This window comes from uncultured Bacteroides sp. (assembly GCF_902491285.1).
Taxonomy (GTDB): Bacteria; Bacteroidota; Bacteroidia; order Bacteroidales; family Bacteroidaceae; genus Bacteroides.
This window is the reverse complement of sequence record NZ_CABUHK010000009.1, coordinates 81,468-99,968: the sequence shown is the minus strand read 5'-3', so window position 1 is coordinate 99,968 and position 18,501 is coordinate 81,468. Positions and strand designations below refer to the sequence as shown.

Genomic DNA, 18,501 nt, shown 5'->3' with positions numbered 1-18,501 from the left:
TACCGTTACTGTACATATTTACGGAACTGGAAGTCATCAAGTCCGAACGCCAGTCGGAATGTGCACCGTCAGAAATAACTGACTTGAAATCACGTGTCCAACCATAAAAATTGGTTGCAAAATATTTAAAGTCATCTGCTGCTCCCCACAGATTACCATCCGCCAACTGGTCCTGCGGATCAAGGTCCAGACACGAATTCAGTGTCAGTCCAAGCGATACAATCAAAAGGGCTTTCTTATATAGTTTCATAATCTTCATACATTAAAAAGTTAGATTTAATCCAAAAGTCACTGTGCGGACAAAGGGGAAACGTCCAGCGGCTGACACTTTGCGACTTGCTTCCGGATCCCAGCCGTCATTAATCTTAGAGTATTCCCAAAGGTCGGCTCCTGCTACGTAAACACGGCATGAACTGATTGCCTTCGTTTTAGCCAGAAACGCGGAAGGTACGTTGTATCCCAACGTCACATTCTTCAGACGAATGTAAGAGCCATCTTCTACCGACCAAGAAGAAGCCTGGTAGTTATAATCGTTAATCTCATTCTTATTGCTATATGTAGGATAATGAGCGCCCCGATTGTCAGGACTCCATGTATTACCCACAGACTGGTTCGAGGTATTCAGGTACAATGCTTTCATCGGTATGCGCCATATCTCATTACCGTTATTATCTCCCGTACGGAAAATAGTACGTTTTGCAGCTCCCTGGAAAACCAGTGACAAATCAAACCCTTTCCATTCTGCTCCCACATTAAATGAGAAGGAGATTTTCGGATCGTCCGTACCCAGATAAACAATGTCGTTCTGATCCAGTTTACCGTCATTGTTTACATCGGCATACATATTATCTCCCAAACGGAAGTTTTGTTCGGTCAATCCGATAGTATTTCCGGTAAGGAATCTATATAAAAACTTCTGGCGTTCTTCTTCCGTCTGTGCCTTGCCGGCATAACGCAGGCCGAAGATACTGTTCAACGGATAGCCTTGTTGTTTGTCAACGAAACCGGATTTCAAAACTGATACCGCACCGATATCCGTCAGTTTGTTGGTATTGAAGGAGTAAGTACCTCCTACGTGGTAAGTGAAGTCTTTTCCAATCTTATCAGACCAGTTCAGCATCACTTCCCAACCATGCGACTTGAACTTCCCATTGTTGGACATACCTGCGTTATCACCCAGAATTCCCGGATAAGAGATGTTTATCAGCATATTGTCATTACGCTTCATATATACCTCGGCAGTACCTGTAAGTCGGGAATTCAATAAGGAGAAATCCAATCCCAAGTTATAATTCTTAATGCGTTCCCATTCACGTCCCAAAGAAGCGATTTTGCCGTTCGTATCTATGATAGTGCCTTTGTTGGGACCAATATAAGCTCCGCTTTGGGATTCAAACTTGTAGAACTGTGTGCCGTCATAGCGGTCAATACCGCTCTGGTTGCCCACTTCACCGTATGAAAGACGGATTTTCAAGTCGTTGAGCCACTTGACGTTCTTCATGAACGCTTCTTCCGTAATACGCCATCCACCGGATATTCCATAAAAGAAGTCCCAGCGGTTTTCCGGTTTGAACTTGGAAGAACCATCATAACGCATATTTACTTCCAGCAAGTATTTAGACTTATAATTATAATTCAAACGGGAATAATAGGACATCACAGCCTCATGCCATTTCGTACCATGTTTGTCTGTCAGATTCACAAGCCCTGCACCATTTACCGTTTCCAATGAGTTCTGGATATCTTTCACCGATACACCAAAATAATCGTATTCTTTCAATTCGTATTGGGCACCGACCATCGCACTTACATTGTGGTGTTGCGCAAATGTGTTATGATAGTCAACATAACCTGTCATAGAGTAGAAATCGGTACGTGAACTCGTTTTTTCGTAAGACGATTCTTCCTGCTTGTAACCGTCGGCTTTAGTATTTATTTTAGTTCCGGCATAATTATAGGACGTTATAGCCATCTTTTTGATGTCACGTGAAGCTACTCCGGAGTTATAACCAAGATTGGCTACCACATCCAAGTGCTTATTGATATTGTAAGTGAACTTCTCGCTGATATTGATTTCGGATACTTTCAATTTATTATCGCCACCCAGTTCGGCAAACCAGATAGGTGACAGCCAGGTTCCCCACGAATACGGTTTCCCGTCGATGGTAGAAGCCGGAAGACCCGGTTGCGGATAACTGGAAGTCAGCGTCCTATTCAGTTGGGATGGAGCTACCTGATCCTGACGGTTATAAGCTATGACAGATTCAATAGCGAAGTTATCAAAGACTTTCAGTTTGTTAGTCAGACGAAGGTTGAAACGCTGGTTGTTATTATTTCCCCATTTCAAGTTACTGTCATCATACATATATCCTACGGACAAACGATACAAGTTTTTCTCCGTACCTCCGGAAATAGCCAGGTCATGTTGCGTGGAGTAAGAGTTGCCGAACAATACATCTTGCCAGTTGGTATCCATAAATACGAAGTCCATTACATCCGAATAACTGGGAGCAAAAGGATTGGCGCTATGCTCCAAATCAATGTATTTGCCTTCGTTTGCCAATGCCATTTTCGCATATTTAACCCATGAATAAGAATCCGGCTGACCATCGTTCTGACAAGTCTGCAACACAGCATTCGCCCACTCGTTCATTTTCATCAGTTCCGGCTGCAATCCCACCATCTTGTAAGTGTATGAACCGCTATATTCTATTCTCGCTTTTCCTTCCTTTGCCTGCTTGGTGGTTACCAATACGACACCACCTGCCGCCCGGGAACCATAAATAGCTGCCGATGCATCTTTCAGAAAATTGATAGACTGGATATCAGAAGGATTAATATTACGCAATGCATTTACACCGTCATAAGCTACTCCATCAATTACAATCAATGGCTCCGCATTATTTGCAGAAACAGAACCACGCAATTTCAAGCCCCAGCTCTCATCTCCCGGTGCTGCTGAATTACGAGTAATCGTAACACCCGGAACCTGACCTTGCATTGCCTGTAACGGACTTGACATCGTCCCTTTATTCTTCAGCATTTTATCGGATACTACCGTTACGGCACCTGTCAATGTCTCTTTCTTCTGCGAACCATATCCCACTACCACCACTTCGTCCAGCACTTCGCTGTCTTCTTGCAATTTTACATTAATCACCGTTTGCGCAGCTACATCTATAATCTGGTCTTTATAGCCGATATAGCTGAATTTCAGTTTGGCTCCGGCAGGCACACTAATCGTATAATTTCCATCAATATCCGTAATGGTTCCTTCCGTTCCGCCTATCACAGTTATGTTCACACCAATCAACGGCTCACCCGTGGCATCAACCACTTGACCCTTCACTTTCTTCTGAGCCTGCGCCACAACCTGGCTATCGTACATATTCGTATCGGCCCATGCCTTTGAAACAGGACAAAATCCCAGCATTAATCCTAACGCAAACACTGCTGTTTTGTTAGGCCGCGAATTAAAAATTAATCCTCTTCGTTTCATAAAATTAAATTTGAGGTTTAAAAATAATATTTATTTCTTGTTTTCTAAAATTAAATGAGGCATCAGGATGTCTCTCCATAGATTCTTTTTCCATAAGCACAAAGGATTATATATTAAATAAATAAGATTAAATACATTTTCTGAAGAATTCACGCATTTCGCGGCGACCTATAAATAAGTGGTTCTCTACTGTACGACGGCTAAGTTGCATTTCTTCTGCTATTTCGGCAGATGTCTTGCCTTCATAACGACTCAATGCGTAGACTATCCGACGCTGTTCGGGGAAGGTAGAAAGTTGCCGCTGCTCAACGGAAGCCAAATCATCGGCAATAATCGTTTCTTCCGTCTCATTGGACGAGGTTACGGCAAAATCATACATATAACTGTCTATCTCCTGCTTCTTATAATAACGGCGGATATAGTCGGTTACTATATTACGGGCAATGGTGAACAGGAAATACTTCACTGTATCCGGACGGAGCATTTGTTTATAGTCCAGCAGACGTATAAATACGTCTTGGGTTAAATCCTCAGCTTCGTAGCGATGAGTGATACGATAAGTAATATAGGTAAGAATCACCTGATAATATTCTTTATAAGAATTGGTGATAATGTTGTCGGAAGTGTTAGTCGTTGTATCCATAATACTATCTTTTCGGTTTTAATCACAATGCAAATATAAAGGGGATTCCGGAGATAATAGCAGGAAAACAGGGCGTATCAATCTCAACGAATCGAGATAGACTTATTCCAAATTATATCACTCGATATCAGTATATTACATTTATATTTCATTGAGTCTCATTTTATAAAATGAGACTCAATTATCCCCATTTAGAGAATCTTGAGAAGATAAACAAGTAGAACATTTGGGTAAATCAAGTACTGGATATCAGTGAAAGATGTACGTGAAACTGATGAAAGAAGTACTTACTCTTCTTTGGCAGTTCCACCGATGCTACGGATATATTCGTTCGGAGTGACTCCCGTACTCTTTTTGAATGACCGGAAGAAAGAAGCACGTGAGCTAAAGCCGCAAAGTTCTGCCAATGCGGTTAATGTATAGCGGGAATAATGGCTGTCCTCTACCATTTTCTTGAATTGAGTGACGCGGTATTCATTGATAAAGTCGTAGTAGGACTGGTTCAGATACTGGTTCAAAAGATACGATAACGAATGTGAAGAAGTATCCAATGCGGAAGCCAAGTCACCCATTTTCAAGTCGGGATTAATATAAGGCTTTTCTTTCTCTACATAACTCACCAGTTTCTTATGAAGCTCTTTGCATTCCTCTTCAGTCAACCTGTTGGTCTTATACTTCTCTTCGGTAGCGGCGGACGGTTGTTCTGAAATCACTCCCGGTTGTTCGGCAATCGTTTCCGGCTGTTCCGTCCCTTGTTCTTTCCGGGATATTTCCTCTGTCGGCGTTGAAACCACCTGAGCGGGAGAAGCAAGCAAGCGACGCATGCGTTTCCATACATAATAGCGTATAAAGGCTACAATTCCTATGATTAATAAGACAGAAAGTGCCCATCCCCACCAAGGAATCATAGGACGTACCGTCACTTGGCAGGTAGCTTCCGAATGTTCATTTCCCGGAAGGCGGACACGGAATGTATAAGTCCCGGAAGGAAGTCCATAATAAGAAACTTCGTTCTGCGCAGCCAATAGTTTCCAGTCCTTATCAATTCCTTCCAACTGATATTCGTACAGCAAGGCAGAAGGCAATCCGTAGGCAAAATCCGTAAAGCAGAAGGTCAGATTATTCTGATTGTATTTCAGAGACGAACCGGTAAAAGAAACACCGTTAGCCAATATATCCGTAAATTCTATCGGACGTGCCTTGCCACGTACTTCATCCACACGCTTCGGGTCAACGTAAATCAATCCTTTGGTATTGCCGAACCATAGTATTCCTTTATCGTCTTTATAGGCAGCCCCGTTGGTGAAAGTCGGGCCGGGCACTCCGTCGTTGAAAGTGAAAGCGTCATACTCTTCCCCTTCTTTCTTTATACGCAGCAAACCGTCATTACAGCCTACCCACAACCAACCTTGATTATCCTCAACAATCGCCATCAGAGAATTGTCGGGGAGCGTGGAAAATACGGACTGGTTACGGAAACGGTCCATCGTCAAGGTAGACATAAACAAACTCCCTTTCTCACGGATAAAATAAAGGTTATGTTCGGAGTCTTCATAAATCGTCCGTACTTTGTCCTTGTTCACGAATCCTTCAGGAAAGACATTGGAACGCAGGCTCTGGGAAGCCGGGTCATAAATACACATACCGGTTTCCGTGGCAATCCACCCTTTGCCGGTAGAGTCGAAACTGACCTCATATACATTGCCTTCCGGCAGTTGGGAGTTGGCACTGGTAAAGTGCTTTATCTGTTTTGCCAGTCCATTATAGCTGAACAGTCCTTGCGAAGTGCCTATCCAGAGATTTCCTTTTGTATCCGGTTTCACACAGAAGATATGTCCTTTCTGAAAAAGCTCGGTATCCCCCTGGGCGAAATATTTAAGAGATAACGTCTCCGGATTCAATACCATCATGCCGCCACCATACGTACCGATATAATATTCTCCTTGATAGAAGCTGATGGTCAGTATCAAATCCGAGGTCAGGACAGGTTTTACAAAGCTCTTCACTATTCCCGTAGCTTCGTTTATATAGAACAAGCCGTCACGCGAACCGATAACTTTCTCCTGCCCTCTGCTTATGAAAGAGCGGATAGAAAGGTTTGCCGAATTGAACGAAGGCGGATAGGCATATGTACGGAAAAGACCGTTCTGGTAGAGTGAATAATCCAAGCCTGCCTGGAAATGTCCTACCCATACGGCACCTCTGTCATCAACGAGCAAGGAGTAGACAGAGTTACTGCGAATCCCTTCCTTATCGCTTACATCATGGTAGAAACGACGCGTCACCTGCTGGTCTTTATGTGAAAGGAAATGGACGCCATTGCCGTCGGTAGCTATATAGACGGTTTCTTTTCCGTCACTGGAGATGTCGGAAATAACATCGCATCCTAAAGATACCGTATGGGAGAACGTCTTCTTTTTCATATCGAAACGTACTACCCCCTGACTCATTGTCCCCAAGTAGAGCGTCTCCCCAATACGGGTAAGGCAACGGAAGTAATCGGCTTCGGGCACATTCTCCTGAAAATGCCAGGAATCAATCTTTCCGTCTTTCAATGAATAGGAGAACAGTCCTTGCACCGTAGCCAACCACAGTGCGGTTTTATCTTCATTCAGACAAATATCCATGATTCTGTTACAGGCAGCCAACATATTCCGGTCTGTCAATACTTGGAGCAACTGGCCGTCTTTATGAATGAACAAGCCTTTCTCCGTACCGATATAAAGAATATCTCCGTCGGACAGTAACGTATTGACGGCAAAGTCTATCTTTTCGGGAACAATCCTCCCCAATTGACTGCTTGCGCGGTTCAGCCGCCAAAGTCCGATGCCATTTCCCACCCAAAGTTGTTTATTGGCAGTTTCCGTGATGCAGTTCACACGTTTCATTCTTCCCGACTCAATGCCCCGGAATTCAAAATGGCGCACTTTCACGCCGTCAAAACGGTCGAGACAGTTATCCGTCCCCAACCATACAAAGCCTTCGGAATCTTTATAAATAGCATTGACCAACAGTCCGGATAGCCCGTCGGACATGACGACATTACGGAATGTGTAATTCTGGGCTTGCAGTTCCATACCACAAACCAAATATATTAATATAAGAATCAGATATTTAATCGTGTTCTTCACTTACAACTGCTTCCTTTCATATTAAACATGTGACAAACATACATAAAAATCTCCAAAAGAGCACATTCCTTTTCCTAAAAAAGTAGCCCCTTCGTATTTGTTGTATATGACAAACAAATACGAAGGGGCGTGATTATTTACTCAATGCTATTGAAAATTTTATTTGCACCTGCTTTAATAACAGTCTTAATCTGAACCTTTTTCTACCAATTCAATCATATAGCTATAAGTATATTTCTTGTCAAGCAAGCGATATTTATTGTGCGGATACATTCCCCAACTATTATCACCGCCTAATCCGCGTTGCTTCAAGTCAACGTGCAGAAAGATATTCTTTTGCGGAACAATATCAATAGTATGCTGCAATTTACGAGTCAAACCGGGGTCAAGGTCTTCCGGCGAGAAATGTAAAGCGGAAAATGCGATAGGTTGTAAGCCTGTAATTCTCACTCCTTGCCCTTCACTATCCAATAAGGTCAGCCAACGAACATCTGTCTTATTTCCCGTTTCCTGTGGACGTATATACCAATAGAACTGGTTTTCAACTTTGTCTTCATATCGTCCGATAAATGAACTTGAATAACGGTCGATATAGTTCTCCAAAGGCCCTCTACCGTAATAGGTCAAGTATTCATAAGGTTGATGCAATTCCATACGCATACCAAAACGGGGAAGTTCGGGAAGTTTCGTTCCTGTCAGGTCAATACTCCCTGTCACAATGATAGTTCCGTTATCCCGTATCAAATATTCCATCGTATAAGGCGCTTGAATATCGCTTAAGACCCAATCAACCCTTACGGATAACCCTTTTTCATTCTTCTCCCCTATTGTCACTTTCTTCACATAGCGGTTGACATGAGCCGTCCGCCAGACACCTGCCAAAACGGGCATTTTATTCCCAAAATCATTATCGACCGGAGCACGCCAAAAGGCAGGTTCGGGATATTGCCTGATAGGTTGCTTGCCATTTATCATATAATCAAACAAGATTCCCTTTTTCAAATCAATCTTACCTGAAACGACCCCCGATTGAAAAGACAAAATATTGTCTTTCGTTTCATAAGACAGTTTTCCCGAGCAAGGTGGAAGCGATGTAAAAAAACTACTTTTATTTAATTGCATCTGCTCTCTAGCTACTTCATAGCGGGCAGGTACTAAATCGGTAGCAACCCGGGTATACGCATAGAGATTAAGGAAATACTCATTTCCGTCTTCCGGAATAACGGGAAGAGATAAACGTATCTCTTTCTCTTCGTGAGGTTTTAAATCAACGCTAAAATCCCCTGTAGATATTTTTTCTCCGTTTTTGTATATTTCCCACATGAAAGCATATTCATCCAGACTGGTAAAGTCATAACGGTTTTTAATGGAAATAATTCCTTTCCCCAAGTCTTTTGCGCTAAACTGAATGTACTGATACACTTTCTTCACTTCATACGCTTGTGGTTTAGGAATACCATTGGCAGAAATCAAGCCGTCAGTTCCTGTGTTTAGTTCCCCTTTCTTATCTTCCAGCCATTTATAGCTCCCCATCTTACCATTATACGTCCAATAAGTACGTCCGTCTCTTGGTTCGGTCTTTACCTTAAATCCTTGATCCATAAAATCCCAGATAAAACCGCCCTGCAAGTTAGGACTGTCATAAATAATATCCCAAAGGTCTTTAAAATTGCCATTACTGTTTCCTTGGGCGTGAGCATACTCACACATGATAAATGGTCGCTGTTTGCCGGACTTCCGATATTCTGTTATTTTCCACATATTGGGATACATCGGACAGACAATATCTGTATTCCAATCTTCCCAAGCCTGCTCGAACTGTACAAAACGACCGGGGTCATATTTCTTCAAACGCTTATACTCATCGTGGAACACGATTCCATTACCACATTCGTTTCCTAACGACCATCCGATGATACATGGATGATTTTTATCCCTTTCCACCATTCGGGTGATACGGTCGACATGGGCTGCATACCATTCGGAACGATAAGCAGGATGCGGGATGGTATCTTTGAAATAAGGAACCGAACCCATTCCATGAGTTTCAATATTGGCTTCGTCCACTACATAAATACCATATTGGTCACACAATTGATAGAATAACGGATGATTTGGATAATGACTGGTACGAACAGCGTTCATGTTCAGTTGTTTAATCAATCGCAAATCATTCATTATGATTTCGCGGGTCTGCACATGTCCCAACGTATCATTGTGCTCGTGGCGGTTGACACCTTTTATATAGGTGGGTACACCATTCACCAGTAACCGTGCATTCTTTATCTCAATGCGGCGGAATCCGACTTTATGAGCTACTACCGTCTGTTGCTTGTCGCCATTGGCTCGAAGTGTCAGAATACAGTCGTAGAGCGAAGGGTGTTCAGCGCTCCATTTCTGCACATTATGCACAGTGCCTTCGAAAGTAAGTGTAGTACTTATGCCTGAGATACAATATGCTTTCTGCGCAGATAGGACAGTCTCCCCCCCTGCGTCCTTCAATTCGAGTGTAAGTGTCCCCTTTTGCAGGGTTGCATTGGTATTGAACGAACGCAAGTCTACAGTAGCCTGAAATTGCCCATGTCGGTAGGTATCGTTCAGTCCTGCATGCAGAAAGAAATCCCAAATGGTCGTTTGGGGATAAGCGGTCAGGAAAACATCGCGTTCGATACCGCTTAGACGCCAAAAATCCTGGTCTTCCATATAGCTGCCATCATGCCAGCGATACACTTGTACAGCAAGTAAGTTCTCTCCTTTTTTCAAATAGTTTGTCACATTAAATTCTGCCGGAGTCTTGGACGCTTTAGTCATCCCCACTTGCTGCCCGTTCACATAGATACGGGCGTAGCCACTGATGGACCCGAAGTGCAACAACACTTCACGCCCCTGCCAGTTTTGAGGAACCGTAAATGTATGCCGGTAAGTCCCCACAGGATTATCAACATCAATATAAGGTGGATTGGGCGAAAACACATACTGAATATTACGGATTATCGGTTCACCGAATCCTTGGATTTCCCAATTGGAAGGGACAGTAATTGTATCCCAATCATTATCGGATAAATCTGTACGATAAAAATCCTTTATGCTTTCTGCGATAGAGGGAGCATAAACAAATTTCCACGTACCATTCAACGAGTGCTGCCAAGGCGATTTCTGGGAATTATCGTTCACAGCATCATCTGCCCGCTCGTAGAGACGAAAGTCAGCGTGTGGTTTCTCTTTGTTCCACTCATATTGGGTGGGATTTTCCCACTCGTTGTTTTGCGCCTTTGCCATTGGGGACAAACCACAAAAGAGACAAGCAAGGAATAATAAGGTAGAAAATAATCTATTTATCATAAGACAAAGAATTGTGAAGGGTTCATTGAGTAACAACAAGGAGTTAAGAAGCCTAACCTCTTAACTCCTTGAAATCTGTAGGAAAATCTCAAAAAGTTATTCTTCAGTATACAATAAAGTTCCAAACCCTAAATCACCGGCTTCGGCAGTACCACGCTCACCATACCCTTCAGGACGTTCTTTTTCGGCAAAAGCTTGCGAATATGGAGCATTCAGACCTTTCACCTTGGCATAATGGTTGTAAAGGAGTTCCCATCCCGGACGGGCACGCCCCTTACCGTCGACCGACACCTTCTCATGCCAACCGTATTTAGGGTGATAGTAAGGTTCGAAAGGCATTTCCACATCTTCGGTCGAAGTTAAGTTGTACTTAGCTGTATATTCGCAAAGGTCGAGAATGATGTTGTCGTTGTAAGCAAAAAGATCAATACCCAAGTTATAGGCTGTACGACAGAAGTAAGCATGTAAGCCTACGTTGAGAGTAGCGTGTCCCTGGTCGCGTCCCATTTCTTGGCTCTGTGCCAAATGTCTGCCTTTCACTTTTCCTGCAGGATCCTCGTGCATACCTTTCACCGACCATTCAATACACCCCATACCTTTTCCGTGATAGAAAAACTCCAAAGCTTGTTTAATCTTGGCATCGTCATCATTCAGCACACCGATAGAAAGAATAGTGAGCATGGCAGGCAAATCCCAACTCATCCAGCCCGAAATGGCTGAAGAATTAAAATGGTTATCCAAAAAATCATCACAAATGGGATAGAAAGTTTTATCCATCCATTTCTTGAATACTTCAAAATCTTCGGTTTTCCAGCCTTCGTAATCCCGCATCAATTCAGCGGGAGCAGCAAACTGGTATCCGATAAATCCGGCGGCAAGCAGGCGATGGCTGTCGTCGGGCCATGTTTTATAATTCACCCCCTTACAAGTCTTAGCCCATCCGTTCAGAATTTTAATAGCTGCCTTGGCATAATCTTCGTCTCCTGAAATTTTCCAGCGTACAGCCAACTGATAAGCGGCACCGGCATCAAAAGCGGCCGTATTAAAGTTTCCTCCTTTCGAGTGGCGCACAATTTCTTCTTGAGGGTTTGAGTTGTAACTCAGTTGGGCAAATCGGCTTTCGCACAATTTTTGCCAACCGCTTATCCAAGGTTCGGCACGTTCGTTCACTTTACGGCGTGCGCGTTCAAAGTCGGCTTCGGTATTCACCAGGCAAGGGTGCTTGATGGTGTACTCATAATTTTCATTGGGGTTGATTTCACGTTGCCATGGTTCGGGAGTTCCGTTCTCGAACTCAACACTACAACTGGTCAGCAACACAAGCATTACGCTGCCTACGAAGGTATAAATCAGATTCTTCATACATTCAATTTTCATTTTGTTATTCAATCAGTTTCCAGAGAAAGTAGATGCAATTATTTGCCACTTTCGTTCTTTATCAAATTTTTCAGTTCTTGTTCCGATTCGAAAGTCTTTATCCAATCCACATAGATGCTGCCTGTTTCATTGGCTTCATACCAGATTTTCCAAATTTGAAGTTCCACCGTGTCGTACTTCGTCAATGAGGTAGGCATATACTGTTGGTTTTTGCCGAGGAATTTCTTCGTGAAATCAGCATAGAATACTTTGTATTCACCGCAATCTACCACAGTCATGGCATTTTTTCCTTTATCGGTATCTTCGCCATATTTACCGGCTACGGTAATGCCACTTCCACCCCAAATGTCGAGATACCACTCTATACCTGTCGATGCTTCGAACACATTTTGGGGGAATTTCACTTTAAAGGCCAAAATGGGATAGTTGGTTACGTTAAACCCAAAACCACCGGTGCGGCAAATGCGGACAGCTTTGTAAGCCTTATCTTCACCGGGGAAAATACGAAGTACTCCGTCATTCTCCATCCATTCAAATTCCCGGTGGGTAAAGTTGCCGAACGGCTGCCAGATGTTCTCAATGGTAAACTGGTCGTTCATTAAACCTTCGCTTACGTTGACACTCATCGTAGCTTTGACAGGTTTACCGTCACCATAGTCAGCCAGAGCGGTAATCACTGCATTGCCATAAGCCTTCGCCACGAACCGGCCTTTTTCGTCAATCTCTACAACATCCGGCTTACTGCTTTCCCATGCGATGTACGAAAGCGTAGCATCTATCGGCGTTACATTCATCTGCGGAGTGTAAGTTTCGCCTAAGGCCAGTTTGTCTGATTCTTTCACAAATTCCATACTTTCGATATAGATAATAGGCTTCACCTTTATTTCAAACTCTTTCGTGAAATGTTTGTCATCGGTAGCGATAACTTGGATGCGTGCCTTTCCTTCGGCTATACCCTTCACCTCGCCTTTTTCATTGACAGTGGCTTTATCGGGAGTAAGGCTTTTCCAAATCAAGCCAGGGTAAGTGGGGTCGGCCGGGGTAGTCTGCCAAGTGAGTGGCAAAGTCGAGGTTACAAACACTTCGAGTTCTTCGTTAGTGAGATTGATGTCAGTGATGTGAATAATTTCGTTTACCACCTTCACATTGATGGTCGAAGTAGCAGAATAGCCCACAGCCGGCTTAGCCGAAATTACCGTGCTACCTGCCTTCACTGCCGTAATGCGTCCTTCGGCATCTACGGTAGCCACATCAGGTACAGTCGATTTCCATACCACCTCTTTGTTGAAAGCCTCATTAGGACCTACGGTATATTTTATCAAAGTGTCAGTGCCTATCAACAGAGGCAGTTCGGGAGTCACTTCAAGGTTGATTTCCTTAACGAGTACTCTTTCTTCTAAAACAGGGGATACATCGTCATCATTGCACGAAACGGTCATCACTAAACCAGCCGTCATCAGTGCTGCAAACGCACCCTTTTGAAGTATATTTTTGTATGTCATAATTCGATTACTTTATAAATGAATAATGAATGGATTATTGATTCCAACCCGGATTTTGTTTCAAGTTGGAGTTCAGTTTGAGTTGGTCGGTGGGCAGTGGCAACAAGTAATGCTTTTCGTGCCAGTTGCGTCCTTTTTCGTGGATAATGCAACCTTCGCCATCTTTGTCCTTAAAAGAAGCATCAGGCCATCTGTTTTCAAAATCGGTACCTTTCCACTTCACCCCAGTGAGGTTCATCGGCATTTCGTCTTCGGCCGTTTTCCAACGCTTCAGATCATCAATGCGGAAATTCTCATCAAAAAATTCGATGGTGCGCTCACGACGAATTTCTGTGCGCATATCCAGACTATTTGCCGTAACAAAGTCGTTAGTCAAGTCAGGCATTTCGGGGTTGATGCGTTTGCGTGTCAGGTTCAAGCTGATGGCTAAGTCTTCATCCGATATTTGTCCATCGCGTTCAAACACGGCTTCGGCATAGTTCAGCAGTACCTCGGCATAGCGGATGACGGGGAAGTCATAGGCTTCCATACCGGTAGGCACTCCGTCGCGTTCGCAGCACCACTTGTGAGGAAAGTACCCTGTACCCGTTTGAGGTATGAAGTTCCTATGCGAGGCATTGGCTATTTCGGCAGCATTGCCGCTCCAATCGATGCGTCCGCCGCTTGTACCCCAGTAAGTTTGTCCGGGCACCATAAGCTGATTGTTCATGCGGTTGTCGCGATTTTTATATTCATCATCCATTTTCGTATAATTCCACGTTTGAGGATTGATAGGCAATCCATTGCTTTGCAGATACATATTAGCCATTTTACGAGTAACATACAAGGCATTGCCCAAACGCCCTTGTGTGATGTTGAAGCCGATAGAATTGATAACAGGATCGTGGCGGCGGGTAAAGATATACTCTTTATTACCTGTTTTATTGATACTGGCAGGATTCGACTTTTCATTCTCCAAGATAAAGAGATATTTATAGGCTTCCGTACCCAATTCTTGAGGAGCAAAAAGTTCGAATGCTCCGCCCTCTATTACATCATGAGCCGCCTGTGCTGCGGTATTGAGCAAATCTTTTGTACGTTCGGTATTTTGACCGCCAGTATGAAATTTCTCCCATGTACCTTCATAAAGGGCTACCCGCGAAAGAAATGCCAAAGCAGCTTCGCTGGAGAGACGACCTTTGTCGCTGCTACTGATAGCCTTATCAACAGGTAATAGTTTAGCGGCTTCTTTCAAGTCGTCAATGATAAAGTCAGCTACCTCGGTACGAGGATTGCGGGCCTTCTGCATCTCAGGCGAGTCGATGTCGAGCGGCGTGCGGGTAATGATAAGGTCACCGTAGGCCTGCAACAACTCGAAGTAACAATAAGCACGGAAGAAACGGGCCTCCCCCACTGAAATGGCGATGTCGGCTGGTTGGTCATATGCATCAGCCTGTTGCAACAAGGTGTTGGCTTGACGAATACGATTGTAATTGTCGGTATAATGCTTGTCAGACGACGGAATACTGTTCGTTCCGTTACTATAGATGTTCACCGTGCTACCGGCAAACAAGTCCGATCGAATATCAGCATGCTGACTGTCATCGAGCCATCGAAAGTCGGCCGACCAGCCGTAGAACTGGGTGGCAAAAAGTTTGAAGTGTTCGGGCGACTTCCAATAATTGGTATCCGCCAATTGCGTCTTGGGCTCAAGGTCTAAACACGACTGCATGGTCATGGCGCAAATAATTCCTAAAATATATGCTATTTTTTTCATTGTTATCTTCAATATTAAGAATAAAAATTAGAATGTGGCATTCACACCGAAAGTCACGGTGCGGTTAAACGGATAGCGTTGCTTTTTTTCTACCTTACGGGTAGCTTCGGGATCCCAACCATCGGTGATATACGATTTTTCCCACAAGTCGGCACCCGATACATAAATACGTAAGTTACTGATGAAACCACTCTTATTTATCCATGCCTTTGGCAATGTGTAACCTAGTACAACCTCTTTGAGACGCAGGTAAGCACCATTATCGGCCGACCAGGTAGATGGAATGTAGTTATAGTTATTAATGTCATTACTGTTTGAATAAGTCGGGAAATGGTTATTGGGAGTTTCGGGACTCCATACATTGCCTACCGACTGGTTGGTAGTGTTCAGCCAAATAGCTTTGAAAGGCACTTTCCAAGAGTCAATTTCACGATAGATGGTACGCTTGCCCACACCTTGGAACACGGTATTGAAATCAAATCCTTTCCATTCGCATCCTAAATTAAACGAGAACGAATATTTGGGGTCGTCGGAACCGAGAAATACAAGGTCGTCTTGTGTCAGTTTGCCGTCTTTGTTCACATCTTCATACATGTGGTCGCCCAAACGCAAGTTGGCAGGTAGGGAGATAGAGTTGCTGCCCACATATTTGTCCACATAATAGTCCAATTGGTCTTGGTTTTGTACTTTACCCACATAACGGTAGCCAAATACCGAATTGAGCGGATAACCATTCACAGCTTCGTTATAACCTGCGCTTATCACGATGTTACCTCCATCGACGAGTTTGTTGGTCATATAGGTTAATGTACCGCCAACGTGGTAGTTAAAACCGCCTATCTTGTCACGCCAAGTCAAGCTGGCATCGTAACCATTGGCTTCAAACTTACCGCTATTAGTACTGGGAGCAGTTCCACCCAAGACACCGGGGTGCAGACGCGAAACCAGCATATTGTCGTTTTTCTTTTTAAAGACCTCAAACGTACCCGTAAGACGATTGTTGAGGAATCCGAAGTCAATACCTAAATTATAGTTGTAGATACGTTCCCAAGTACGCACAGTGCTCACCAGTCCGGCAGATTCTACGTATGTTCCTTTCGAGTTGCCCAACAAAGCGCCATTGTTCGATTTGTAATTGTAAAGTTGGATGCCGTCATAGCGTCCGATACCATTTTGGTTACCTACCTCACCATATGAAGCACGTAGTTTCAGTTCATTCACATAGTCACGCAAGTTCTCCATAAATTTTTCTTCAGTGATACGCCATCCGGCTGATGCGCCCCAGAAGAAGTTCCAGCGATTCTTGGGCAAGAATTTCGAAGAGCCGTCGTAGCGAGCATTCACCTCGACCATATATCTCGACTTATAGTTATAATTCAAACGACCGAAATAAGAGAGAATGGCTTCTTCCCAACGGTCTACCTTGTCTATGTAGATTTGTCCTTTACCATTAAGTGATTCGATTGCCGCTTCCACGTCCATTGCTTTGGTACCGCTATAATCGTAAGCGACATAGTCGTATTGAACACCTCCCATAAGCGATATGTCGTGAACCTCATCAAATAATTTCTTATAAGTGAGGAAAGCTGATGCCGTGTAATTGTCGGTACGCGCAGAACTTTTAGTATACGATGATTTTTCTTTTGCGGGATAGGGAGAGTTCTCATTTTGAATCGGTGTACCGTCATATTGATACCAATCAATCGAAAGATATTGTTCGTCACGAGCCGCATTGTTCGTTGAGTACCCCAAAGTACCCTGAAAATCAAGGCCATCCAAAATGTTCACTTTCAAAATTTCGTTCACATTCATAGTAGTCACCACAAGTTTGTTGTCGCCACCCAATTCAGCCGACCAGTTAGGAGTATGAATACCTCCCCACGCATACGGTTTGCCATCAATAGTCGAAACCGGTAGCCCTGGCTGCGGGATGCTACTACCTAATACACTACCGATCTGTGTAGGAGCCACCTGATGTTGACGACTGGCTGACATATTGGTTTCCAGGCTGATACGGTTGTTTATCTTGAAACTGTTGAATAAACGTACGTTATAGCGTTCGTTCGAGTTGTTCCCCCATTGCAGCGTCCCTTGGTCGTTCAAATAACCCAACGAAAGTCGATAGGTCGATTTTTCCGAACCTCCGCTTACACTGAGGTTATGCTGGGTAGAAGTGGCATTTCCCCACAGCACATCAGTCCAGTTCATATCATGAAACACAAAGTCAGCCACACCGCGAAATCCTCCCGGAATGGGATCTTCATCAGGATTGTTTCCACCATGTAGGTTAATCCAACTCCCCTTCATCGCTTTCGCCAAACGGGCATAGCGAACCCAGTTGTCATCTTCGCCATAACCGTCATTCAAACGGGCTTGGAGCACACCGTCCGTCCATTCGTCCATACTCATCATGCGAGGCTGCAACCCCACAATTTTACGTGTAACCGAACCACTATATTCCACTTTGGTTTTGCCGGCATCGGGACGTTTGGTAGTTACCAAAATCACACCACCCGCAGCTTTTGCACCATAAATAGCAGCCGAAGCATCTTTCAGGAAGTTAATGGTTTCAATGTCGTCGGCATTGAGTTGAGCCATCTCGCTTACACCACTAGCCGGTACACCGTCAATAATCAAAAGAGGTTCTACCTTGTTCTTCGATACAGAGCCACGTATTGAGACACCCCATCCTTCTTCGCCGGGAGCAGCTGACGAACGAGTGATGCGTAAACCCGGAACCTGACCTTGCATAGCCGAAAGCGGATTGGCCACTGTACCTTTGTCCTTAAAAAGTTTTTGGTCGACCACTGTTACCGAGCCTGTCAACGATTCTTTTTTCTGAGTACCATAACCTACCACGACAACTTCATCCAGCACCTCTGTATCTTCGTGCATGATAATTTTAGCCAGATTCGTCCCTTTTACAGAAACTTCCAACGTTTTATAACCAATAAAAGAAATCACCAACGTACCACCTGATACATTATTCAAAGTAAAGTTTCCATTCATATCCGTTATCGTACCATTGGTAGTGCCTTTCACTTTGACATTGGCACCAATAACAGGTTCTCCATAGGAATCCACGATTTTACCTTTGATTGCCCCAGTCTGTGAAACAACCTGTACTTCTCCCACATAGGCAAATACCGCCTGCGGAGCACCTGCTACAAGAGCAGAGGCTATCACCGTAGAGAATAGAAATCTTCTCGATGAGAATCTGAAGAGATTTTTTTTCATATACATAAAATTTA

The 18,501-nt window shown here is 43.8% G+C and carries 8 protein-coding genes and 1 pseudogene; all 9 read right to left on the bottom strand.

The annotated features are described in order from the left end of the window. Positions 1-259: pseudogene (locus RDN93_RS04130) on the bottom strand (RagB/SusD family nutrient uptake outer membrane protein); the annotation flags it as partial. Between the two features lie 3 nt (positions 260-262). Then, entirely contained in the window at positions 263-3,499 is a 3,237-nt protein-coding gene (locus tag RDN93_RS04125; protein ID WP_308744299.1) for a TonB-dependent receptor, read from the bottom strand. 127 nt (positions 3,500-3,626) lie between these two features. Continuing rightward, a complete protein-coding gene (locus tag RDN93_RS04120; RefSeq protein ID WP_308744298.1) occupies positions 3,627-4,142 on the bottom strand; it encodes a sigma-70 family RNA polymerase sigma factor in 516 nt (171 codons plus the stop codon). A gap of 287 nt (positions 4,143-4,429) precedes the next feature. Continuing rightward, on the bottom strand, positions 4,430-7,273 hold the full coding sequence (locus RDN93_RS04115) for a two-component regulator propeller domain-containing protein (RefSeq protein ID WP_308744297.1): 2,844 nt from the start codon (positions 7,271-7,273) through the stop codon (positions 4,430-4,432). Between the two features lie 186 nt (positions 7,274-7,459). Continuing rightward, entirely contained in the window at positions 7,460-10,615 is a 3,156-nt protein-coding gene (locus tag RDN93_RS04110) for a glycoside hydrolase family 2 TIM barrel-domain containing protein (protein ID WP_308744296.1), read from the bottom strand. Positions 10,616-10,711: 96 nt separating this feature from the next. Then, the gene (locus RDN93_RS04105; RefSeq protein ID WP_308744295.1) at positions 10,712-11,977 is read right to left on the bottom strand and encodes an alginate lyase family protein; all 1,266 of its coding nucleotides are present in this window, start codon (positions 11,975-11,977) and stop codon (positions 10,712-10,714) included. Between the two features lie 53 nt (positions 11,978-12,030). After that, complete coding sequence (locus RDN93_RS04100) at positions 12,031-13,494, bottom strand: Ig-like domain-containing protein (RefSeq protein ID WP_308744294.1); 1,464 nt, start codon at positions 13,492-13,494, stop codon at positions 12,031-12,033. Between the two features lie 34 nt (positions 13,495-13,528). After that, complete coding sequence (locus tag RDN93_RS04095) at positions 13,529-15,250, bottom strand: RagB/SusD family nutrient uptake outer membrane protein (protein WP_308744293.1); 1,722 nt, start codon at positions 15,248-15,250, stop codon at positions 13,529-13,531. A 27-nt stretch (positions 15,251-15,277) separates the two neighbouring features. Further along, positions 15,278-18,487 carry a TonB-dependent receptor gene (locus tag RDN93_RS04090; protein WP_308744292.1) on the bottom strand — a complete coding sequence of 1,070 codons (3,210 nt, stop codon included), beginning with the start codon at positions 18,485-18,487 and terminating at the stop codon, positions 15,278-15,280. Positions 18,488-18,501 lie beyond the last annotated feature (14 nt).